The 21,201-nt window shown below is 45.9% G+C and carries 22 protein-coding genes; 16 read left to right on the top strand and 6 right to left on the bottom strand.

The features are described 5' to 3' along the window. Window positions 1–20 precede the first annotated feature (20 nt). Together SDEN_RS18475 and SDEN_RS18470 are read left to right on the top strand one after the other, a co-directional pair. On the top strand, window positions 21–236 hold the full coding sequence (locus SDEN_RS18475; protein ID WP_011497970.1) for a TIGR02450 family Trp-rich protein: 216 nt from the start codon (window positions 21–23) through the stop codon (window positions 234–236). A gap of 681 nt (window positions 237–917) precedes the next feature. Beyond that, window positions 918–1,685 (top strand): hypothetical protein, encoded by a 768-nt coding sequence (locus tag SDEN_RS18470; protein ID WP_011497969.1) that lies wholly within the window; start codon window positions 918–920, stop codon window positions 1,683–1,685. Between the two features lie 182 nt (window positions 1,686–1,867). Here the strand turns inward: SDEN_RS18470 and SDEN_RS20995 are convergent, their stop codons facing one another. Continuing rightward, window positions 1,868–1,993, bottom strand: a complete 126-nt coding sequence (locus tag SDEN_RS20995; protein ID WP_269571446.1) for a hypothetical protein — start codon at window positions 1,991–1,993, stop codon at window positions 1,868–1,870. A 161-nt stretch (window positions 1,994–2,154) separates the two neighbouring features. Between SDEN_RS20995 and SDEN_RS18465 the strand changes: the two genes are divergently transcribed. The 4 genes from SDEN_RS18465 (at window position 2,155) to arsJ (ending at window position 5,921) form a co-directional block, all read left to right on the top strand. After that, complete coding sequence (locus SDEN_RS18465) at window positions 2,155–2,415, top strand: hypothetical protein (RefSeq protein WP_011497968.1); 261 nt, start codon at window positions 2,155–2,157, stop codon at window positions 2,413–2,415. A gap of 229 nt (window positions 2,416–2,644) precedes the next feature. Further along, complete coding sequence (locus SDEN_RS18460) at window positions 2,645–3,562, top strand: metalloregulator ArsR/SmtB family transcription factor (RefSeq protein WP_011497967.1); 918 nt, start codon at window positions 2,645–2,647, stop codon at window positions 3,560–3,562. A 98-nt stretch (window positions 3,563–3,660) separates the two neighbouring features. Further along, window positions 3,661–4,671: an ArsJ-associated glyceraldehyde-3-phosphate dehydrogenase gene (locus SDEN_RS18455; protein ID WP_011497966.1), complete on the top strand. Its 1,011-nt coding sequence runs from the start codon at window positions 3,661–3,663 to the stop codon at window positions 4,669–4,671. Window positions 4,672–4,676: 5 nt separating this feature from the next. After that, a complete protein-coding gene (gene arsJ, locus SDEN_RS18450; RefSeq protein WP_011497965.1) occupies window positions 4,677–5,921 on the top strand; it encodes an organoarsenical effux MFS transporter ArsJ in 1,245 nt (414 codons plus the stop codon). 53 nt (window positions 5,922–5,974) lie between these two features. On the opposite strand, the gene SDEN_RS18445 is transcribed toward arsJ, so the two are convergent. Continuing rightward, window positions 5,975–6,196, bottom strand: a complete 222-nt coding sequence (locus SDEN_RS18445) for a GDCCVxC domain-containing (seleno)protein (RefSeq protein WP_041405897.1) — start codon at window positions 6,194–6,196, stop codon at window positions 5,975–5,977. Between the two features lie 184 nt (window positions 6,197–6,380). Here SDEN_RS18445 and SDEN_RS18440 point away from each other — a divergent pair, with 184 nt between their 5' ends. From SDEN_RS18440 to SDEN_RS18405, 8 genes are all read left to right on the top strand, one after another. After that, on the top strand, window positions 6,381–6,806 hold the full coding sequence (locus tag SDEN_RS18440) for a hypothetical protein (RefSeq protein WP_232279909.1): 426 nt from the start codon (window positions 6,381–6,383) through the stop codon (window positions 6,804–6,806). Window positions 6,807–6,892: 86 nt separating this feature from the next. Beyond that, window positions 6,893–7,528 carry a DUF411 domain-containing protein gene (locus tag SDEN_RS18435; protein WP_232279908.1) on the top strand — a complete coding sequence of 212 codons (636 nt, stop codon included), beginning with the start codon at window positions 6,893–6,895 and terminating at the stop codon, window positions 7,526–7,528. A 53-nt stretch (window positions 7,529–7,581) separates the two neighbouring features. Then, complete coding sequence (locus SDEN_RS18430) at window positions 7,582–9,519, top strand: copper resistance system multicopper oxidase (protein WP_157599962.1); 1,938 nt, start codon at window positions 7,582–7,584, stop codon at window positions 9,517–9,519. A gap of 11 nt (window positions 9,520–9,530) precedes the next feature. Beyond that, a complete protein-coding gene (locus tag SDEN_RS18425; protein WP_011497960.1) occupies window positions 9,531–10,244 on the top strand; it encodes a copper resistance protein B in 714 nt (237 codons plus the stop codon). A gap of 64 nt (window positions 10,245–10,308) precedes the next feature. Further along, on the top strand, window positions 10,309–10,758 hold the full coding sequence (locus SDEN_RS18420; RefSeq protein ID WP_011497959.1) for a copper resistance CopC family protein: 450 nt from the start codon (window positions 10,309–10,311) through the stop codon (window positions 10,756–10,758). Window positions 10,759–10,775: 17 nt separating this feature from the next. Further along, a complete protein-coding gene (locus SDEN_RS18415) occupies window positions 10,776–11,720 on the top strand; it encodes a copper resistance D family protein (protein WP_011497958.1) in 945 nt (314 codons plus the stop codon). A gap of 65 nt (window positions 11,721–11,785) precedes the next feature. After that, window positions 11,786–12,277: a YybH family protein gene (locus tag SDEN_RS18410; RefSeq protein ID WP_011497957.1), complete on the top strand. Its 492-nt coding sequence runs from the start codon at window positions 11,786–11,788 to the stop codon at window positions 12,275–12,277. A 196-nt stretch (window positions 12,278–12,473) separates the two neighbouring features. Next, the gene (locus tag SDEN_RS18405) at window positions 12,474–12,947 is read left to right on the top strand and encodes a peroxiredoxin (RefSeq protein WP_011497956.1); all 474 of its coding nucleotides are present in this window, start codon (window positions 12,474–12,476) and stop codon (window positions 12,945–12,947) included. Between the two features lie 101 nt (window positions 12,948–13,048). Here the strand turns inward: SDEN_RS18405 and SDEN_RS18400 are convergent, their stop codons facing one another. The 3 genes from SDEN_RS18400 to ompR form a co-directional block, all read right to left on the bottom strand. After that, entirely contained in the window at window positions 13,049–15,055 is a 2,007-nt protein-coding gene (locus SDEN_RS18400; RefSeq protein ID WP_011497955.1) for a methyl-accepting chemotaxis protein, read from the bottom strand. 211 nt (window positions 15,056–15,266) lie between these two features. Continuing rightward, a complete protein-coding gene (gene envZ, locus SDEN_RS18395; protein ID WP_011497954.1) occupies window positions 15,267–16,583 on the bottom strand; it encodes a two-component system sensor histidine kinase EnvZ in 1,317 nt (438 codons plus the stop codon). 22 nt (window positions 16,584–16,605) lie between these two features. After that, window positions 16,606–17,328, bottom strand: a complete 723-nt coding sequence (ompR, locus tag SDEN_RS18390) for an osmolarity response regulator transcription factor OmpR (protein ID WP_011497953.1) — start codon at window positions 17,326–17,328, stop codon at window positions 16,606–16,608. Between the two features lie 319 nt (window positions 17,329–17,647). Here ompR and SDEN_RS18385 point away from each other — a divergent pair, with 319 nt between their 5' ends. Further along, window positions 17,648–18,115 (top strand): YybH family protein, encoded by a 468-nt coding sequence (locus tag SDEN_RS18385; protein WP_011497952.1) that lies wholly within the window; start codon window positions 17,648–17,650, stop codon window positions 18,113–18,115. A 317-nt stretch (window positions 18,116–18,432) separates the two neighbouring features. Then, window positions 18,433–19,653, top strand: a complete 1,221-nt coding sequence (locus SDEN_RS18380; RefSeq protein ID WP_011497951.1) for an alginate export family protein — start codon at window positions 18,433–18,435, stop codon at window positions 19,651–19,653. 222 nt (window positions 19,654–19,875) lie between these two features. Here SDEN_RS18380 and SDEN_RS18375 read toward each other — a convergent pair whose 3' ends face one another. After that, window positions 19,876–21,135 carry an MFS transporter gene (locus tag SDEN_RS18375; RefSeq protein ID WP_041405895.1) on the bottom strand — a complete coding sequence of 420 codons (1,260 nt, stop codon included), beginning with the start codon at window positions 21,133–21,135 and terminating at the stop codon, window positions 19,876–19,878. Window positions 21,136–21,201: the final 66 nt, after the last annotated feature.

Here is a 21,201-nt window from a genome sequence, read left to right as displayed (position 1 = left end):
ATGGATTTGAAGGAGTTTTGATGAATAACATTAGCCCCAAGAAATTACTCAACAGCAAATGGACAGCTGTTGCACCCGTTAATAAAGAAAAGCACTTTATGGTCACTGAAATTGAATTCGATGAAGAGGGAGTTGTCATTTTGTGCTCAATCGAAGCTGTGATATCAAAACGCTCTGCCCCAATAGACTGGCATGATTTGCAAGATGATACGCGTTGGGTTCATGGCTGGAAGTAATGCCTTTTGACTGCAATATAAATGGAATTAACTAAGCTCAATCGGTGATCTCAACCATTGCACTAACGTCCCGAGTGACGCCGTCTTCTCAAACGTAAGAAGGTCCCTGTGGGCTCGGACGCAGCGTCCCTGCCGCCTAACTCAATAGAGCAACTCGAGCCATTTAGATCAGCATCCTCCTATTAGCATTGCTGTCATTGTTTAGGTTGTATACCGATAACAGCGAAACTTAACATCAGAGGGTTGATCTCGGACATTGGGCTAACGTCCCGAGTGACGCCGTCAACACGTCCTTGTGGGCTCAAGCGCAGCATCCCTGCTGCACATGCACTCGAGCCATTTAGCCCAATACCCTCTCATTAGCATCAGTGTCGCAATTTAGAGCCAAACACCATATTGATGTCATCATTAATTCTCTAGCTGTGAAATCCCTCCATCTTACTTGAACTAATGTCATAAGTGCATTATGTTGTTGTTTTATAATGGCTATTAAGATTTCTGCCAGAGTATGTTTTCCACTTAAGAGCAATCTGCATTAAAGGGATTGATAACCCTCGGACTAGCTGATAAGTTGCTAAAATTAATAAAAATTTAAGTGTATAAATCTTATGATTTTGGGACATCTCTTAGGATGTTTGTCGGAATTCGAGTTATTACGCTGTTAAGTTTCTAAGGAATTTTGTGAACTCATCTAACGAAAAAATGAAGTGGATCCTATTTTGGGTATTTATTTCACTGTTTGTCTTAGCGGTACTAGGAACCTTAAGCGTTGTTTTCTTAGGTATGGGAACACCGACAGAAACTGAGCGCGAATGGTTAGTGAAAGGCTTAATATTAGAGGTGGCTGCATGTGTGATTGCTTTGTTCTATTCGATTTTTGGTCTTAAGAAAAATGATGATTCTTACAATGATAAAACACTTTCCGATATCGAAATTAGGTTAGAAGAACTTGAAGCGAATCTTCTATTATCCACAAAGGAAATCGATCGTTCAAAAAGCTTACTACCTATACCTAATGATTCAGAAGCGAATGCACCAGGCGATGAACTTATAAATAGAATGTATCCTTATTTAGAGCGTATTGAGGGGTTAACTACACCTCCAGCATTTGACGAAAGCACTTTTAGTATAATGCCTTCTTACTCTGAAATAATTGCAGACATTGCTAAAACAAAACCTTTTGATAAAGAACACCGATTAGAAAGCTATATTGGTTTAAAAATTCAGTGGAAGTGTGCCTTTTCTGGCTTTCAGGAAAAAGAAGATTGTTATAGGGTTAGAGTCTACACAGAAGAACCTCTTTATTCTGCATACCTAAACATAGATAAATCCAAAAATGTATCTAGATTAAAGGTTCTTGATGAAAATCATCCTTTCTGGGTATGTGGAGAGATCAGTGAGATTTCAGGTACTAACATTGAGCTAGTAGATGCTGATATATTGGTGTGATCGAAACTTGGTAAGGTATTTAAATGTAACTAAAACAATTATTTAATTTTGTGCTTGTTACACATTATCACCAACAAGTTTAGTTCGCTTAATGCGGCGTTCTAACTAAAGGAATAGGATTAACGCTGACACCCAGCATAAACTTTGGCTTAATGCTTTTAAGTTAATAAGTTACACAGAAGCTAAAAAGGTGAGCCACGGCAATTTGCGAGACGACCGTCCATCCCATGGACGGGATGTTCGAGCATCCAAGGACGGACTTGCTGCGTGTCGTAAAGTGAATGCCATGGCAAGCCTGTACTGGTCATGATGGAATTACGCTTATTTGTCTTTGCATAACTGCAGATTTTCTACAACGAGTTTAGGCAGGGAGAGATTACTTAAACATTAGACATTTTTACTGTGAAAGAGATGTATCTTGCATCGAGATAGCAGCCAATATTCAATCAAATGACCTAGGTATATTAAGATGTATGAAGTAGTAAAAAAGTTTGTGTTGCTCCCTGCTGTTGTTGCATTGGTGATGGCGCTAACGGCGTGTGATTCTGGAGGCGTTCAAGCTATCACTGAGACTGAAGCTAATATTGAAGCTGGAACTGTAATTTCAATCTGCGATGAGTTTGGTAATCGCTACCCTTCTGAAGATGAGCCTAAAGCCAAGGGGCTGGAAATGCATCAGTACGGCGCAACGTATTGCCCCGAATATAAACCAGAACTGAACTCCAACTAACTTACACCTGTCGTATTTGAAGATTAGCGGTGGAATTAACACTAGCGTTCAACACAACCGTTATGCTCATTTAGATCCCTACAACAATCTCTCTCTGCTCAATTATCTGTTGGTTAAGACCTCTTCGCTAAAAATTGGCTAGTTAAGAACCTGCCCGTGAAAAGAGTTGTATATATGTTTTTTCATATATACACTTCTGAAGTGATCTAGTTAATCAGAGAAAGCCAGTATGTCAGCGAGCGCGTCTAATCCTTTAAGCTCAGTCGGCTCAAGCCAAATCGAAGGTGATTCGCTCCCTAAACGGCGGGTGTTGTTTATTTGCAGCGGCAATACTGCGCGCTCGCAAATGGCGGAGGCGCTGCTGCGCCATAAAGCCGATAGCTATTTTGAGGTCTGTAGTGCTGGCACTGATGCCGCAGAGGCCACTGATGCAGTCGGTGTTGTGGATGAACGAGCTTTAAGTGCGCTTACCCAGTTGGGCATTAATACCCAAGGCTTAGTGCCTAAGTCGATTGCACAGTTTGCCACTCAAAGGTTTGATTTTGTCATCAGCCTCTGTGACAAGGCTAGTCAGGAATGCCGCAGTTATGCGGGTGCTGGGCAGCAATATGCCTGGGATATCGCGTCCCCTAAATCTCGGGGCGGTGAAACCCCATTTTTAGCGACCTTAGATGACATCAGCCATAGACTAGACTTATTTTTGCGCTTGGAAGTGCCACAGGCTTTGGTTCGGTCAGATGTTCATGCCGATGCTCATTCTCAGAGTGCGGCAGACCCAGTCGCAGCCAGTATCATTGTCGACCCCATCAGTTTTTATAAATGCCTAAGCGATGATATTCGCCTAAAGACCTTAATGCTCAGCCATTATCTGGGGGAGTTATGCGTCTGTGAATTGATGGTGGCATTAGATGAGTCAAGCCAGCCGAAAGTGTCGCGCAATTTGGCTGTGCTGAAAAAGGCGCACATTATCAGCGACCGAAAACACGGCCAGTGGGTGTTTTATCGCATTAATCCCTTGTTACCTTTATGGGCCAAAGCCGTATTAGCACAGACCACAGAGCACAATGTTGAGGCCATAGAGCAAGAGCTGAAGCGCTTAAGCCTGATGGCGGCTCGGCCCAATAAGGCCAGCTTTTGCAAGAGCTAACGCAGACTAGATCTACAGATGTAGCGATAATTTAAACTTAGTAAGACCTGTATATACAAGTTTTAACCTATTAAAATTTAACACGTTAAGGATCCAAGATGACAATTAAAATCGGTATTAACGGCTTTGGCCGTATGGGGCGTTTATCAATGCGGGCAGCCTTCGATTGGGACGACATTGAAATAGTGCAGATAAATGACCCCGCCGGTGATGCGGCGACCTTAGCCCATTTAATGACTTTTGATTCCGTCCATGGCCGCTGGCACCACGAAGCCACCCATGAGGGAAGTGCCATTGTGATTAATGGTAAAGCCATTCCTTGTACACAAAACATCGCCACTCAAGATACCGATTGGTCAGGTTGTGATCTGGTGATTGAGGCATCAGGCAAGATAAAAACCAAGGCCTTGCTGCAAGCCTACCTAGACCAAGGGGTAAAACGTGTGGTGGTGACCGCGCCTGTGAAGGAAGACGGGGTATTGAATATCGTCATGGGCGTCAATGATGGCTTATACGACAAGGCAATTCACCCAATAGTGACGGCCGCCTCTTGCACCACCAACTGCTTAGCCCCAGTGGTTAAGGTTATCCATGAGCACATTGGCATCAAGCATGGATCTATGACCACAATCCATGACATCACCAATACCCAAACCATTTTGGATGCGCCCCATAAAGACCTGCGCCGTGCTCGCGCCTGTGGCATTAGCTTAATTCCCACCACTACAGGTTCGGCGACTGCCATTACCCATATCTTCCCTGAGCTTAAGGGCAAGCTTAATGGTCATGCTATTCGTGTGCCGCTGGCCAATGCATCAATCACAGACTGTGTGTTTGAGCTTGAGCGCGCAACGACTGTGGAGGAAGTCAATCAGCTGCTAAAGCAGGCCTCAGAGCAAGATCTTAACGGCATTTTAGGGTTCGAGACGCGGCCATTAGTGTCCGTGGATTACAAAACCGATCCACGTTCGAGCATTATCGATGCGCTTTCTACCATGGTAGTGAACGACACCCAAGTGAAGCTCTATGTGTGGTACGACAATGAGTGGGGCTATGCAAATCGCACCGCCGAGCTTGCCCGTATGGTAGGCCGCGCCGATAAGGAATAGTCGTCATGGGTTTAAGGGATTTGTCAGCACCAGTGAGACAGTATTTGCTGATCACCAGCAATTATTGGGCGTTTACCTTAACCGATGGTGCGCTGCGCATGCTGGTGGTGCTGTATTTTCATCAGTTAGGCTACAGCCCACTTAGCATTGCCATGCTATTTCTGTTCTATGAAATCTTCGGCGTGGTGACTAATTTAGTCGGCGGCTGGTTAGGGGCAAGGCTTGGGCTGAATCGCACCATGAACATTGGCTTAGGGCTGCAGGTCTTGGCCCTCTCCATGCTGACTGTGCCTAATGAGTTTTTGACCGTGGCCTATGTGATGGCGGCGCAGGCTTTGTCTGGGATAGCTAAAGATCTCAATAAAATGAGTGCCAAGAGCGCCATTAAACTGCTGGTGCCAGCGGGGGCAGAAGGTAAGTTATATCGCTGGGTTGCCCTGCTGACGGGCTCTAAGAATGCATTAAAAGGCGTGGGCTTTTTCTTAGGCGGCCTGCTATTGAGCTTGTTTGAGTTTCGCGGCGCCATACTATTGATGGCAGGTCTATTAACGCTGGTGTGGCTATTAAGTTTAGTCAGCTTAAAGCAAGAGTTAGGCAAAGCGAAAAATAAGCCAAAATTCAACGAGCTATTTTCTAAAAGCCGGGCGATAAACTTGCTGTCGGCGGCGCGCTTGTTTTTGTTTGGTGCGCGCGATGTGTGGTTTGTGGTGGCGCTACCTGTGTATCTGGCGGCGCAATTTAATTGGCAAGCCAGCTGGGTGGGCGGCTTTATGGCGAGCTGGGTCATAGGCTATGGCATAGTGCAAACCTTGGCACCTAGACTCACAGGCAGGGGCAAAGGGGACGTAAGTGGTAACCGCACAAGCCAAAACCAAGCCCCAAGCGCCAGTACAGCCTTCAGCTGGGCCTGTTATCTCGCCTTTATTCCTGGGTTAATCGCCCTAGCGCTGCAGTGGGATTTTTATGCGCAAGCCTCGCTTATCATGGGGTTACTCTTGTTCGGTGTGGTGTTTGCCATTAACTCATCGCTGCACAGTTACTTGATTGTAAGCTTTGCCGACACTGATGGCGTGTCATTGGATGTGGGCTTTTATTATATGGCCAATGCCATGGGGCGCCTCATAGGCACAGTATTGTCGGGCTGGGTGTATCAAGTCCATGGGCTAGAGGCCTGTTTGTGGATATCGAGTCTGTTCGTCATCTTAGCTGCCTTGGTGACGTCACGACTAAAGCTTAAATCTAGGTGTTAGCTCTCAAAAGAGCACAACTTACCCTAACGAACTGGTGCTGGCAGAGGCAACAGCTAATTGTCACTAGCACAGCAGCCTGCATCGAGCTGTTTAGGCGGACATTCCATATCGGCATAGGAGCAAAAAACGCAGCAATCACCCGCTAAGGGGCTGAGCATGGTTTGGCATAGTTCGCATTCATAAAACCACAGGCAGGCGTGGGTTGGCATTTGCAGCTGTTTGCAATGGCCGCAATGAGGGCAAGTGAGCTTGGCGATTAAGTTGGCGACCTTCATGGGAGTTGTGATCCTCAATGATTGCGATTCATTGAGTCTAGCCCTTGGACCTTAGACTAAGGTCAAGGGCTAATATTAGAGGCGAAGGGCTAGTAGCCAATCATAGGGGGACATGAACAATAATTTAATTGTTTAACTTACATCGATTCACTATGCTGTAATGCTTGCTAATGGAGAATACACTTTGCGAAAGACTCAGTTAATCATGATGTTTGTGCTAATGGCCTTTGTCGGTCAGGCATTCGCGTCTGTGTTTTTACCGAGTCATATGACAATGCCAGCCATGAGTAACACTAAGATGACCATGACGGCATCTTGCGATGAGACCAGTGCACACCATGCCCTTATGCTGAGCCAGATGGAGATGGAAAACCGCTATTCCATCATCTTATCCAGTGCCGATAACAGTGCTAGCTCCAGCCAGAATAGCGGTGATTGCTGTGAGAATAGCTGTCGTTGCCCTGTGAGTTCTTGTATGTCGGTGGCGTTAACCATGGCCATGCCGGTACTCAAGTCTGAAATCCGCTTCATCGAACCTTTTTTACTGCCCTCAGCTGAGCTTAGCCCTCAATATAACGTTTCCTTGTACCGCCCTCCGATATTTGCCTAACCTAGGCACAGTCACGTCTTTTTTCTGTGACTGGGCTAACCAATCGAGTGTTTTACGCCTTGTTAACCTATTGATTAGATTGCAAGGTGATTAGATCTAGCCCTTGGGCTGAGGTCATAGAATTTGATTTGGAGGCAAAGCATATGCCCATTTCCTACCCAAAAAAATCAATTGTTCGATTTGCCACTATTATTATATTTTTCATGGTCTTATTAGGGCTCTATGTTCAAGCGAATGCCGAAAAACTTGAGGTAAGTCCCGCAGCCCTTGCTTCACATGAGCAGCTGCCAGAGCCAATACCTAAGCCAAAAGCTGAACCTATACCTGAACTTAGCGTTTACAAGGATGCCAATTGTGGTTGCTGTGAAAAATGGCTCACTCATGTAGAGCAGCGTGGTTTTAGGGTTAAGTCGCACAATATCGATAAGCTATTCGAATTCAAAACCGCTAAGGGTATACCGGCATCGCTGCAATCTTGCCATACGGCGGTATCTTCCCAAGGTTATGTGTTCGAAGGCCATATTCCCGCTAAGTTTATTAGTGCATTTTTGGCTTCCCCTCCCAAAGGAGCCCTTGGCCTCACAGTACCTGCCATGCCTGTGGGAAGTCCTGGGATGGAATATCAAGACAAGTTTAGGCCTTATCAAGTGTTGCAGTTAAACGCGGATGGCAGCACATACGTCTATGCTGAAGTGAAATCTTTAGAGGAGTCAGTGCAATGAAGACCATCACCAAGGCAGAGATACCGGCCAAAGCCTTAAGGACTAATACCTTAATGGCTGAGACCAATAATAGCGCTAACACTATGCCAGATAGCACGCGGCGTCGTTTCGTGTTTGGCGCCTCGGCCATGCTGGCCTTTGCCGCCATTCCCTTTCCTAAGAATGCCCTCGCCAATGCCTTGAGCCAGTCCTTGACTCAACTCTCGGGCAAAGTCTTCGATCTTAGCATCGACTACATGACAGTGAATTTTACCGGTAAGCCGGCAAGGGCCACAGTGGTTAACCAGCTGCTACCTGCACCCTTGTTGCGCTGGAAGGAAGGTGAAACTGTCACCTTGAGAGTCAAAAACAATCTGGATCATGACAGCTCCATTCACTGGCATGGAATTATTCTGCCCACTGAAATGGATGGGGTACCTGGCTTTAGTTTCGATGGCATCAAACCCGGTGAAACCTTTGAATATCAATTTTTAGTGCAGCAGAGCGGTACCTATTGGTATCACAGCCATTCGGGTTATCAAGAGCAGACGGGCATGTATGGCGCGATAGTTATCGACCCTGCAGAGCCAGATCCTGTGGAGTTTGACCGTGAATATGTGGTGTTGCTGTCCGATTGGTCCGATGAAGCGCCGGAAACCATCTATGCCAAATTAAAGAAACAGGCGGATTATTACAACTTCCGTGAAAGAACCGTGATGGATCTCTTTTCTGACATAGGCAAAAACGGCTTAGCCAACACCTGGAATGCCCGTTCTATGTGGAATAATGCTCGCATGAGCGAGCGGGACATTTCCGATGTGACCGGCTCGACTTACACCTATTTAATGAACGGTAATTCACCGGCTCAAGGCTGGCAGGCATTATTTAAACCCGGGGAAAAGGTGCGGCTGCGCTTTATTAACGCCGCCGCCATGACAATATTCGATGTTCGCATTCCTGGGCTTAAAATGACAGTGGTGGCCAGTGACGGGCAGAACATTCAAGCTGTGACTGTGGATGAGTTTCGCATCGGTGTGGCAGAAACTTACGATGTGCTGGTGGAGCCGGATGCGGACTCTGCCTATTGTATCTTCGCCCAAAGCATAGACAGGACAGGCTTTACCTTAGGTAACTTGACTTCGAATGTGAATTTACAGGCTGAGGTTCCTCATATGGATCCCCCGCCCGTGCTAGGCCACAGTGATATGGGCATGGGTGCTGGCGATATGCAGGGCATGGATCACAGCAAGATGGACATGGGTGCTGGCGATATGCAGGGCATGGATCACAGCAAGATGGACATGGGTGCTGGCGATATGCAGGGCATGGATCACAGCAAGATGGACATGGGTGCTGGTGAGATGCAGGGCATGGATCATAGTAAAATGGACATGGGTGCTGGCGATTTGCAGGGCATGGATCACAGCAAAATGGCCATGGGGACTGCTACTGGTTTAGGTCTGGCGGGTTTTGGCAGTAACAATGAGATTAAGCACCTAGATAGCGAGTTTGGCCCTGAGGTCGATATGCGCGCCGATACGCCGCAATCTGGCTTGGCGGATCCTGGCATTGGCCTTAGGGAGCACCAGCAAAGGTTTAACCGTAAGGTGCTGACCTACGCCGATATCAAAGGCTTGCACCCCACCTATGATAAGCGTGAGCCAAGCCGTGAAATTCAATTGCATTTAACCGGCAATATGAACCGCTATATGTGGTCGATGAACGGGGTTAAATTTATGGACGCCGCACCGCTCGAGTTTGAATACGGTGAGCGGCTGCGAATAACCTTAGTCAACGATACTATGATGACCCATCCCATGCATTTGCATGGCATGTGGAGTGAGCTAGAAACTGGCGATCCTGATTTCATTCCCCGTAAACATACAGTGCTAGTGCAGCCAGGCTCAAAAATCAGCTACCTAGTGACGGCCGATGCCAGAGGCCAATGGGCATACCATTGTCATCTGCTATTCCACATGCCAGGCATGTTCAGAAAAGTCGTGGTGAAATAAGGGGATAGATTATGAGTAACACAAGTTTAGCGTCTGTCGTGTTTATGGCACTGACGATGACGCTCACAAGTACTATGGCCCATGCCGGCGGAGATGATGATCCCTTGCTTGCCAAGCTCATGTTAGAAGAGCTGGAAACAGGAGTTGAAACAGATGCTCCAATCAACTTCAGTGGCCAAGCTTGGGTTGGCCATGACATGCATAAGCTGTGGTTTAAAACCGAGGGTGAGTATCAACGCCGTGATGCTCAAGATGTAGAGCTTCAGGCGCTCTATAGTCGGCCTATAGCACCCTACTGGGATCTACAGCTGGGACTTAGAGTGGATATTGAGCCATCACCCACTCGTAATTGGGCCGTGGTCGGGGTTCAAGGGCTAGCACCGTATTTTTTTGACGTCGATGCCGCGCTGTTTATTGGTGAAGAAGGCCGCAGTGCACTGCGTTTGAGCGCTGAGTATGAATTGTTAATTACTCAAAAACTCATCCTCAGTCCAGAAATTGAAATGAACCTTTATGGCAAAGACGATATGGACGTGGGTATTGGCTCAGGGCTCGCGGACGTGGGGGCTGGGCTGCGATTGAGGTATGAAATAGTGCGAGAATTTGCTCCTTATATTGGAGTGGACTGGAGTCAGAAATTCGGCAATACCGCAGACTTTGCTCGGGCCGAGGGAGAGGATACTCAGGAGACGCAATTTGTTATTGGCCTCAGGGCCTGGTTTTAACCCATTTTTGATAAACACTTAGGTATTTAAAATCGTTATAAACAACACAAAAAAAGGAAACAAGATGAAATTATTTAACTCAGTATTAGTCGCCGCAGGCTTAATCTTATCCAGCTCTGCTTTTGCCCATGTGGGTTTAAGCAGCACAACGCCCGCCAATGGCGCCATGATAAGCCAGGCGCCAAGCACGCTTGAGCTTAATTTTTCGGCGCCGGTGCGTCTGGTAAAGCTTGCTATGCAAGATGAAAACCAGCTTGAGGTGCCGTTAAGTGTGCCAAAACACGCTCAAAGCCAAGCAAACTTTGCCATAGCCTTACCTGCCTTAAAGCCTGCCAAATACACTGTGAGTTGGATGATCATGGGCGATGATGGTCACAAGATGAAAGGGGAGTTTGGCTTTATGCTCCACGGCGCTAAGGCTGCTGCTATTGATGCCGCTACTGGTACAGTGACTGATGCTGTGAAAGCCGATGCTAAGGTAGATATCAAGGTAGATCACAGTGCCCACCATTAAAGGGGAGCCATCAGCTAATGGTATTAACCGAATTTGAAATTCTAGCACTGTTATCAAAATGGCTTATGTATCTGAGTGTGGCCACCGTAATTGGCGGTGCATTTATGCTAGTCTTGACCCATTCACTTGCTCGAACACAAGCGAGTGAAATGACGCATTTATACCGCTACATTGGCTGTGGCGCTGTGCTTGGTTTGCTGGCGGTAACGATTAATTTTTTCGTTCAGGTGGGCTCCTTCGCCGAAGACGGCATAGGGGGCATGCTAGATCAACAAATGCAGCTATTTATGTGGCAAAGCCCTGTGGGTGAGTCTTTGGCATGGCGTGTAGCGGGCTTTAGTTTGGCGCTATTTGGCAGTAGCGGGGCATTGCTGGCCCGCCAAGGTGTTAGCAAGCTAGCCAATGCCTTATTAGCCATGGGCGTTATTGCCTTAGGGACTTCCTTTAGCCTAATTGGTCACAGCACTGAGCTTAACTTCTGGGCCCAAGGCTTGGTTGTGCTGCACATACTTGTCATCGGCAGCTGGCTAGGCTCCTTCTATCCACTATGGCGCATGTGCTCAAGTGCAAGTACAAGTTCAAGTTCAGGAGTAGGGCTTAGCGACTTGAAAGCCGTTATGGATAAGTTTGGTCAGCTAGGTGTGATGATAGTCAGCCTAGTACTGGCAACGGGTGCGGCTTTAGTCTGGATGCTGTTCGATAGCCCAATGGAGTTAATCGACAGCGACTATGGTCGGGCCATCTTATTGAAACTCAGCCTTATTGTGCTGATATTACTGATTGCTGCGCTGCATAAATTTATTTTAGTGCCTAAGTTGGAAAGCCCTCTGTCAGTAGAGGCTGAGCACAGTGCTAGGATAAAACTTAAGCGTTCCATCGCCATCGAAGCTATGATTGGGGCACTCATTTTAGCTGTCACAGTGATGTTATCTAGTGTACTTGGGCCGGTCAGCTTGAGCTAGCTGCCAAACCTTCGGCCAATATCAAAATTCAAGTTAATGAAATAAAACAAAAAAGAGTAATTTATATGAAAAAGAACAACTTATTTCGCCTAGTGATTGGGCTTATCCTTAGTGTTTTCTTAGGTCAGAGTCCATTAGCCTTGGCCCATGGGGATGAGCAACACAGCACTGAGCCCAGTCTATTTATTGGCATGGAATTAGCCCCCGCTAAAGTGGTGAAGGCGTTTCATCAGGCTCTAAGGAGTGGTGATACCCAAGGTGTAAGCCTTGCCCTTGCCAGTGATGTGTTAATTTATGAAGGTGGCAAGGCCGAGCGCTCTCTTGCCGAATATGCCAGCCATCATTTGCAAGCCGACATGGCTTATTTGAAGGGCCTAACCGTCACCACCAAAGAGCAGCAAGTGCGAATAATGGGCGATATGGCCATTTCAACGGCTATTAGTCACTCAAAAGGCGAGTTTAAGGGTAAAGCAGTCGATTCCACTGGTATGGAGACCTTAGTGTTAGCCAAGCAAGCCGATGGCAGCTGGAAGATAGTGCACATACATTGGTCTTAGTAACCCTAGTTTAGTCACTATGGTGTTAGTCACTATGGTGTTAGTTACTAGGACTGCCTAACCTATTCAGATGACAGCAAATTGTATATCCAGCATACTGCTAACCACAGCCCCAATGGGCGCAGGTTATCAACAATAGATAAAGCATTAGTTAAACATTAGTAAACCATTAGCAACCCATAAAAAGGACAATATTATGATTTCAGTAGGTCAACAATTACCTTCGGCAACCTTAGGTCAATTAACTAAAGATGGCATGGTTAATCACCAGGTCAGCGATCTTTTTGCCGGTAAGAAAGTGGTACTTTTTGCCGTACCAGGCGCTTTCACACCAACCTGTTCAGAAGCACATTTACCGGGCTATGTGGTACTTGCCGATGAATTTAAGGCCAAGGGTGTGGACATGATTGCCTGCATCTCGGTAAACGATGCCTTCGTGATGAAGGCCTGGGGCGAAGCGCAAAATGCCTCAGAACTTATGATGCTTGCCGATGGCGATGCCAGCTTCACTAAGGCACTCGGGCTTGAAATGGACACGGCGGCTTTTGGCGGCGTGCGCTCACAACGTTATGCTATGGTGATTGAGAATGGCAAAGTCACAATGTTAAACGTAGAAGCGGCTAAATCATTTGAAGTGAGTAAGGCTGAGGCAATACTGGCTGCGCTTTAAGTGCAAATATAACAGGCGGTTAATCGGATGGATTTAACCCCTGAATTAAAAAAGAGCGCGATATTGCGCTCTTTTTTTGTCTGTGTTTTCCTTCAACTAGATTAAGCCGCAGCGTCTATCCCAAGGCTTAACTCTATCTCTTGCACCCTGTCTGTGACCTCTTGGGCTATGGTCTGGCTTTGGCTGAAGGTGCCTTGGGCCTGCTCCATTAAGCTGTTCATGGCCAAGATGAAGGCATCTAAATAATTGTTCTGCTCTATGGCATGGGCTGTGCCTTGCTCGGCAGTGCGCGCCATGGCCTCTGCCTGAGATTGGACTAGTTTAGCGGCATCTAGCAGGCTTAGGGCGCGAGACTTTTGGCTCTGGGTCGCTTCTTCTATGCCAGAGACAGTCTGAGTGAGTTCATGATTAGAATGACTTAAGCGTCCAAGAATGGCGGTGATTTCTTGCAGAGATGTTTGGGTTCGCTGGGAGAGGCTCCTGACTTCATCGGCAACCACGGCAAAGCCTCGTCCTTGCTCGCCAGCTCTGGCGGCCTCTATGGCCGCGTTCAAGGCCAATAAATTAGTTTGTTCGGCTATATTACTGATCACATGGACTATCTTTTCTGCGTCGGTCACAGAGGCACTAAGTTGCCCCAAGGATCGATTGCAATGACCTATAGAGTCTAAGGTTCTTTCTGTGGCGCTTAATACTGCCTGAGATTGATTTTGACTAGACTGCATCTGCTCCATGGTTTGCCGTGCGCTATTGGCGAGCAAAGATGAAGACTGGGTGACCTCCTGAGATAAATGCTTCAGGGTATGGGTCTGATCTTGGGCGGTTTGCACTATGTGTTGAGTCTGCTTAGTATCTGTAGAAATACCACCAATGCGGGTAACCAGTTGGCTTAGTGAATGAGAAATTTGCGTCAGGTTCTTGGCCCTTTGCTCATCTTCTTGCTCAAACCTGTGTAACAAGTTATTGAAATAACCCGCAATTTGACCTGTTTCACAGCGGCTAGTGATGGTGATTCTTTCTCTCTGATTGGTTTCAGTCAATTGAAAGAAGGCTTGGTTTAGGCGTTTGAGAGGCTTCACGACCTTAAGCTGTTGCAAGATTAAATAACAAAGAGCAAACAGGGCTAAGATGGCGACCATACTATATAACAGCCACTGTAGTTTTAACTTAAGGGCTTGGCTCAGGGTATGTTGAACTTCAGCCAGTTGTGTAAGCTGTTGTTCTAACTCAGCAGTGGCCAGCATTAATGCCTGCTGTACTTTGACATTTTCAGCCTGTTGAGCTTGGGTATTAGCAATTTCTTTGGGGTAGCGCTGGGCTAAACTAAGGAGTTCTGCCTTGAGTTGCTCACCCATTTCAACTCGCTCTGGCTCATCATCACCCAGAGCAAATTCATCCAGCTCTTCAACTTTATAGATACCCAATAGGGGCAGTTTAGCCAGTGCTTGATGCCATTGCTCAAGTTCAAGCAAGCTGTTATCTAAGCTGGCTTGGCGACTGGGATCGTTTTCCAGAATAATCGCCGTGGTTAATTGTGATAATTGGTAGACGAGCTGAGGTAAGTCTTGGTTAAGGCTTTGATAGTTTTTGGCATGCTGGATCGTGTTATTTAGAGCGTCACTATGGGTTAATACAGAATTGGTTAATGCAGAATTGGCTAACACAGATTGCAGTGCATAATAGCTCAGGCTACGGTTATAGGCCAGCATTTCAGATTCAGCATGGGACAGGAGTTGCCTTGGATTGCCTGCAAGCTTACCCGCAGAGCGATATTTGCTATCGAGTTCCTTAACAAAATTGCCGATAAAGTCACTGACTCCCCGGGTATTAAGTCGTGGATGTGCTTGCTTTAATACATCGATATCAATAGCGATGGACTTGAGCTCTTTACTGGCACTGCTTAAGTGATTGCTAAAACCTGTTTGTAAATATTGGTCGATATTACGTCGAATGTTGAATTGAAATATTGTTTGTATCTGGGTTAATTCTTGGGTGAGTTGCTCATCTTCTTGTCTTTGGGTGTTGCTCCAAATGAGGGTCGCCGCCAAGGTGCTGGCAAGCAAAAGTAATAGGGCAGAAGCGGTTAACGATAAGGTCGATATTTTCATTCGCACATTAGCCAAAAGAGAGGATTCGGCGAAGTATAAGAATAGAATATGACAGAAATATGTTATCAGACGAATGCATGAGCAGAAGTCACGAACAAGCTGCCCACGAAAGCAAATCCAATTAAGATGCGTTTAATTTGATAACACATAGTTTAAAATCAATAGCTTTGCTATTGTGGCGAAACCTTGTGTTGGCAGCTAAAGGCTAAGTTTACACCAGAGGCAGCCATACTTTGGCACATAAGCCGCCTTGGGCACGGTTACTGAGTTTTACCTTGCCATGATGACGGTCGACAATACGCTTTATGATGGCAAGCCCAAGGCCTGAACCCATGCTGCCTCGGGCACTGTCCCCTTGGGTGAAGGGCTGAAACAGTTCATCAATTTTATCTGCCGCAATGCCAGTGCCATTATCTTCGACACTAAAACAGACATAATTACGCTCACTGTAAGCACTGATTTTTATCCAACCATTACCGTATCTGAAGGCATTCTCCACTAAATTACTGAGCACCCGCTTAATGGCAACGCTCTGCATGGGGATCTCTGGGCAGTCTTGTAAATCGAGCTCAATCTCACCTTCACGGTGCATTTCTTGTTGGGCGATTTCTTGGATAAGCCTGTGGATCTGATCTGGCTCTCTGGGGGTTTCCCTGTCGTGGCGAATGTAGGCAATAAATTGATTAATGATGGCATCCATGTCTTCGATATCTGTGACTATGCCTTCTTTAAGATATTGATCTTCCTCGACCATCATCTCAGAGGCGAGGCGAATTCGGGTCAAAGGGGTGCGAAGGTCGTGGGAAATGCCCGCCATCAGCAAGGCCCTGTCTTGCTCCAATTGTTTCATGCTTTGCGCCATATGATTGAAGGCATGAGTCACTTCGACAATTTCGGTGGAACCTTTCAGGGGTAAAGGATCGGGGAAGTCCCCCTTGGACACAGTTAACGCCGCTTTTTGCAGGCGTTTCAATGGTCTATTTTGCTGGCGTGCGAACCACCATCCCCCGGCGACACTCAAGGCGCCGATGACGATAAGGTATAAGGTTAATGGCGATAAGTCTGACTCATTAAAGCCTGCCAGTGGCACCTTTATCCATAAGGATGGCGCTTGAGGCGGGCGGATCCACACTTGCATCTCACTGCCTTGTGAGAGTCTAACATCGGCTTTACCGCCTAAATAAATCGACATTTGATCCGACAGAAAACCATAGTAGGTGGCCTGCTCGACCCCAGCTCGCTCGGCTTGCCTTTGACTGTAAAAGCGCATGCCATCATCGCGCACCTTGGCATTGAGGGCATCGACTATGGTTAAATGCTCGCGCCCTACCTCGACACCATCGACAAATAAGAGATTGATTTGTCTGGCAATGAGCTGGTTGATTTGCTCGTAACTGGGCTTGATAAAATACACAGTCACAGACAGGTAAGACACCAGCTGATTAATCAGCAGCAGGCTGCCTATTAGGACCACAGTCTGACTAAAGGCGCTATGGGGAAGGAAGCGGCGCCACCATTTTCTCTGCATTATGCTCTCTGCATGTTAAAGGTTACTTAGCCTCACCATCGGGCACGAACACATAACCTAGGCCCCAAACGGTTTGAATATACCTTGGGCTGGTGGCATCTTTTTCGATAAGGCGGCGAAGACGCGACACTTGCACATCGATGGAACGCTCTAAGGCAGAATAATCACGACCTCGGGCTAAATTCATCAATTTATCCCGCGATAAGGGTTCTCTGGGGTGATTCACTAACACTTTCAGCACGGCAAATTCGCCGCTGGTGAGGGCGATACTCTCTTCGCCACGATACATTTCTCGGGTGGCTAAGTTGAGTGAGAATTCACCAAAGGAGACGCTCTCTTCCTCTTGCGCTGGGGCACCGGGAACCTTAGGGGCTTGGCGACGCATCACGGCCTTAATACGGGCTAAGAGTTCTCTTGGGTTAAAGGGTTTTGGCAGGTAGTCGTCGGCGCCCAGTTCCAGGCCGATAATGCGGTCGACTTCATCACCTTTAGCGGTCAGCATCACGATGGGAATCGGGTTATTTTGTTGGCGCAGGCGTCGACAAATCGACAGACCATCTTCACCTGGGAGCATTAAATCCAAGACCAAAAGGTGGAAGTTTTCACGCTCAAGTAGGCGGTCCATTTGCTCGGCATTGGCTGCACTGCGAACCTGATAACCTTGCTCTACTAGGTAACGTTCCAGTAATGAACGCAGACGCATATCATCATCGACGACGAGTATTTTCGATGTTTCCTGACCCATGAAATATCCTTTTGTATGAATTGTTAACCCTTTGTGCCTGTCCAATATAACCAGTTTATCGATGAGCTAATAGCAGCTTACATAAACTTGAGTGTTATTAGTAGATTAGTCTTAGGTAAAAGCGTTTCAAAATATTGAAATACAAAGTAATTCGCTTAACACATGAGTGATGAATAAATTGTAACTAAATAGGTTTTATAAAGCTAAAAGCATGATTTCGACTGACATTTAACAGCTTGCCATTTTACGCTTAGGACTTTAGTTTATAACATCAATACTTTTTAGGCTGGCAGGCAAGTGGCCATGCTAGGAGAACACCATGACAATAAGGATTGCTCAGCTGGCCTTAATCGGTTTGAGTTTGCTGGTCAGCGTTAACGCGTATAGCTGCGACTTTGATTGCACCTTAACTAAGCATTTAGATGCCATTCAAGCCAAAGATTTTTCCGCGTTTGAGTCCACCATTAGTCAGCAACCACGGCTGACCTTTATTTTACCTAATGGTGCTTTTTTTGATGATGCTAGCGAGTATCGCGCCATGCTGAAAGAGTGGTTTGCCACTAAAGGTTGGCATTTTAACTATAAAATCATCAGTGTAGAGAAGAGTGCTGAAATGGCCAATGCGTTACTCTTAGTCAGTTACGATGAAGATGATCGCAATGGTAAGCCCTATCATATCGACCATTACCTGAGCCTACTGTTTAAGAAGCAAGGGAATGGCTGGTATTTGGTGCACGATCAAAATACAAAAATTGAACCTAAGCCTGCACCCACACAAGCACACTAGCTCTCTCCCTAGTCGCACATCCAAAGCCATGGCTGACTCGATACATAGGACAGGCACTGAAGTTGTGTGATTTCGCTCTCGAAATCCATGACTTTGGGCGTCAGCTCTCAGAGACATTCAATGGCGCTAATACGGACATTTCTGCCTGAGTAAACTGTGCTCTGCGCCACAAAATCCCCTGCCTTAAGATGTTAGTTTAACAAGCGAATTATTTATACCTTAAGCACTGTGCCATAGCGGTTATAGCTTGAGGTAAAAAACTAACAAAACATACTGATATGCCAAGTCAATGAGCCATATCAGCAGAGGATGAAGAGATGAGAAAGAGCCTACTCTCAGTGTGTGTTGCAGCAGTACTTGCCCCTATGGCCTTAAGCATGGGCATAGCCCATGGGGCTGAAGCCGACTCCTTAGCCAGTGCGATGACAGACGGTAAGGCAAGTATCAATCTTAACCTTAGATATGAATCCGTAGAGCAAGATAATGCCCTGAAAGATGCCGATGCCTTAACCCTGCGCACTCGATTAAATTACACCACAGCAGAATTTAATGGCTTCTCATCTGTGGTTGAATTTGAAGACTCTCGCGTTGTTGCAGGCATGGATAATTATAACGATGGCTTAGGCTATCAAGCGGGTTATTCGGTCATTGCCGATCCTGAAACCACCGAATTAGATCACGGCTATGTGCAATACAAAAACCAGGGCTTTACCGCTAAGGCAGGTCGTCAGGCACTGATGTTTGATGGTCAGCGCTTTGTGGGTGATGTGGGCTGGCGTCAAGACAGGCAAACCTTCGATGGAGTGATGTTAGCTTATCAATTCACAGAGGCTTTCAAGCTTGATTATATGTATGTCAGTCAGCGCAACCGTATTTTTGCCGAAGATAGGGATCTAGATGCTAAAGATCACTTAATTAACGCCTCTCTAAAAACAGACTTAGGTCTGCTAAGTGCTTATAGCTACCTATTAGAAGTCGATGACAACACAACTAATGGTTTAGACACCTATGGGGTGCGTTTCGACGGAGCCAAGCAGCTTCAAGAGGCTAAATTATTGTATGCGCTTGAGTATGCGACTCAAGATGCAGACAGTGCTAGCAGTTCATACAGTGCTAATTACTACAGTCTAGAAGTGGGCGCAGCATTTTCTGGTATCACCACTAAGCTAGGTTATGAAGTGCTAGGCTCAGATGATGGGCTTTATGGTTTCGCCACTCCGCTTGCCACCTTGCACAAGTTTAACGGTTGGGCTGATCAATTTTTAACGACGCCAAAAGAAGGCTTAGTGGACATGTACGCCTTAGTGTCTGTGCCTGTGGGCGGTGGTTCTTTTACCTTGATGTACCACAAATTTGAAACCGATGAAGCAAATGCTACAGTGGACGATTTGGGCTCTGAAATTGATCTTGTCTATACAATGCCAGTGGCTAAAAACTACACCTTAGGGGTGAAGTACGCCGCCTATAGCGCAGGTGATGCGGCAGCAGGCAAGGTGGATACAGATAAAGTCTGGTTATGGGGCAGCGCGGCGTTCTAATTGACGAATGCTTGCTTTGAACAATAAAAAACCTGAGTAGCCCTCAGGTTTTTTATTTGGATTAATCAAAATTGTACACGTCCCAGAGATCCACTATAAAGAAGCATAAATGATTACACGGATTGGTAGCATTTATGCCTACAATGGCATCAAGTTGTTTCAACAGATGATATTTAATACCTAAAGCGTTCCTTCAGTGTTGTACTTCAATGGTGGATCAGATTATAACGCTAGTACCTCTTTGAGCTTTTGCTGGTTAAATTGCTGTATAGACAGTATCAGCACCGCAATGCCACAAGCGATAAAAATGATTTCAATATTAAGGTGATAAAAATCGACCAATCCTCCTGAAATAACCATACCTAAAGGTAAGGATAGGCGAGTAATAACTCGGTAAATACTCATTACTCGACCACGTTTATTATCTGGAGTGTTGGTTAATATGGCTGTTTCTATCATAGTATTGATTAATCCAAAACAGCAGCCACAAGCAATGAATAATATTAAGGATAAATAAATATTTTTACTTACTCCGAGTGTAATAAGTAAGAAACCAAAAAATAGATAACTGTTACGGCCCAAAGTAGACCAGTCTTGTACTTTGGACTTAAAAAAAGGTAAAGATAAGTAGCCGATCAATCCTCCTCCACCAAAAGCTGCGATCAAATATCCATACCAATAGTCTGGAACGGATAAGGTTTGTTCAATATAAAAAGGCAGCAGGATAACAAAAGGACCAATAAAAAAATTGACCCCGCCAATGAGTAGCAATAAAGATTTTAGAGATTTTTTTTCGCTGATATACACCAATCCTTGCTTCATACCGGCGATGATTTTCTTTGAATCTGATAAAGAGTTTATAGCTTTTGCAGGTTTGGCTTCCTGTAGGGGAAGTTTTATTCGTGATTCACTCAAGGCGGAAAAATAAAACGATAAGCTATTAGCGATTAAAATAGGGATAATCCCAAATTGACCATAGAGTAATAGTCCTATGCCTTGGCCCATTAACATAGCGCCTTGAATGGTGGCATTCTTGATGGAATTGGCAAGAGGAAGCTGCTCTTTTGCAACCACATTGCTCAGTAATGCAGAGTAAGCTGGATCATATAAACCTAATGTGGCACCTAGCACTAGTTGCATCAAGAGTACTAATGTAATAAGCAGATAGAGCTTATCTGGGAAGAAATAAAAAGCTAGTGGCAATAAAATAGATGCTGTCCCGGCGAGTAAATCACTGGATATGATAATAGTTTTTCGGCTGTAGATATCGGCAAGGGCTCCTCCTAGCGGAGAAAAAATGGCGATAAAAAGAGAAAATAACATCGCTGATAGTCCCATAACTGAAGCCAAGCCTACCTGCTCTTTTAACCAAAAAATGAGTACTATTGCTGTAATTTGGCTACCAAACTGACTGATGAACTGGCCCAACCACATATATGTAAAATTACGGCGAGCGTGCTTATCCGATAATGATATGTTCAATTGCGTGCTCCAACCCGATCATAGGTCGGGTTTTTGAAATTAAGAATAGGAGTGCTTAACGTGATG

This window comes from Shewanella denitrificans OS217 (assembly GCF_000013765.1).
Classification (GTDB): Bacteria; Pseudomonadota; Gammaproteobacteria; order Enterobacterales; family Shewanellaceae; genus Shewanella; species Shewanella denitrificans.
This window is presented reverse-complemented; position numbering and strand designations above follow the sequence as displayed.

Coding starts and splice junctions, on each gene's coding strand:
- SDEN_RS18405 (WP_011497956.1), top strand. CDS start 12,474: ATGATTTCAGTAGGTCAACAATTACCTTCGGCAACCTTAGGTCAATTA.
- SDEN_RS18415 (WP_011497958.1), top strand. CDS start 10,776: ATGGTATTAACCGAATTTGAAATTCTAGCACTGTTATCAAAATGGCTT.
- SDEN_RS18410 (WP_011497957.1), top strand. CDS start 11,786: ATGAAAAAGAACAACTTATTTCGCCTAGTGATTGGGCTTATCCTTAGT.
- SDEN_RS18420 (WP_011497959.1), top strand. CDS start 10,309: ATGAAATTATTTAACTCAGTATTAGTCGCCGCAGGCTTAATCTTATCC.
- envZ (WP_011497954.1), bottom strand. CDS start 16,583: ATGCAGAGAAAATGGTGGCGCCGCTTCCTTCCCCATAGCGCCTTTAGT.
- ompR (WP_011497953.1), bottom strand. CDS start 17,328: ATGGGTCAGGAAACATCGAAAATACTCGTCGTCGATGATGATATGCGT.
- SDEN_RS18455 (WP_011497966.1), top strand. CDS start 3,661: ATGACAATTAAAATCGGTATTAACGGCTTTGGCCGTATGGGGCGTTTA.
- SDEN_RS18445 (WP_041405897.1), bottom strand. CDS start 6,196: ATGAAGGTCGCCAACTTAATCGCCAAGCTCACTTGCCCTCATTGCGGC.
- SDEN_RS18460 (WP_011497967.1), top strand. CDS start 2,645: ATGTCAGCGAGCGCGTCTAATCCTTTAAGCTCAGTCGGCTCAAGCCAA.
- SDEN_RS18385 (WP_011497952.1), top strand. CDS start 17,648: ATGACAATAAGGATTGCTCAGCTGGCCTTAATCGGTTTGAGTTTGCTG.
- SDEN_RS20995 (WP_269571446.1), bottom strand. CDS start 1,993: ATGACCAGTACAGGCTTGCCATGGCATTCACTTTACGACACGCAGCAA.
- SDEN_RS18380 (WP_011497951.1), top strand. CDS start 18,433: ATGAGAAAGAGCCTACTCTCAGTGTGTGTTGCAGCAGTACTTGCCCCT.
- SDEN_RS18430 (WP_157599962.1), top strand. CDS start 7,582: ATGGCTGAGACCAATAATAGCGCTAACACTATGCCAGATAGCACGCGG.
- SDEN_RS18425 (WP_011497960.1), top strand. CDS start 9,531: ATGAGTAACACAAGTTTAGCGTCTGTCGTGTTTATGGCACTGACGATG.
- SDEN_RS18400 (WP_011497955.1), bottom strand. CDS start 15,055: ATGAAAATATCGACCTTATCGTTAACCGCTTCTGCCCTATTACTTTTG.
- SDEN_RS18465 (WP_011497968.1), top strand. CDS start 2,155: ATGTATGAAGTAGTAAAAAAGTTTGTGTTGCTCCCTGCTGTTGTTGCA.
- SDEN_RS18475 (WP_011497970.1), top strand. CDS start 21: ATGAATAACATTAGCCCCAAGAAATTACTCAACAGCAAATGGACAGCT.
- arsJ (WP_011497965.1), top strand. CDS start 4,677: ATGGGTTTAAGGGATTTGTCAGCACCAGTGAGACAGTATTTGCTGATC.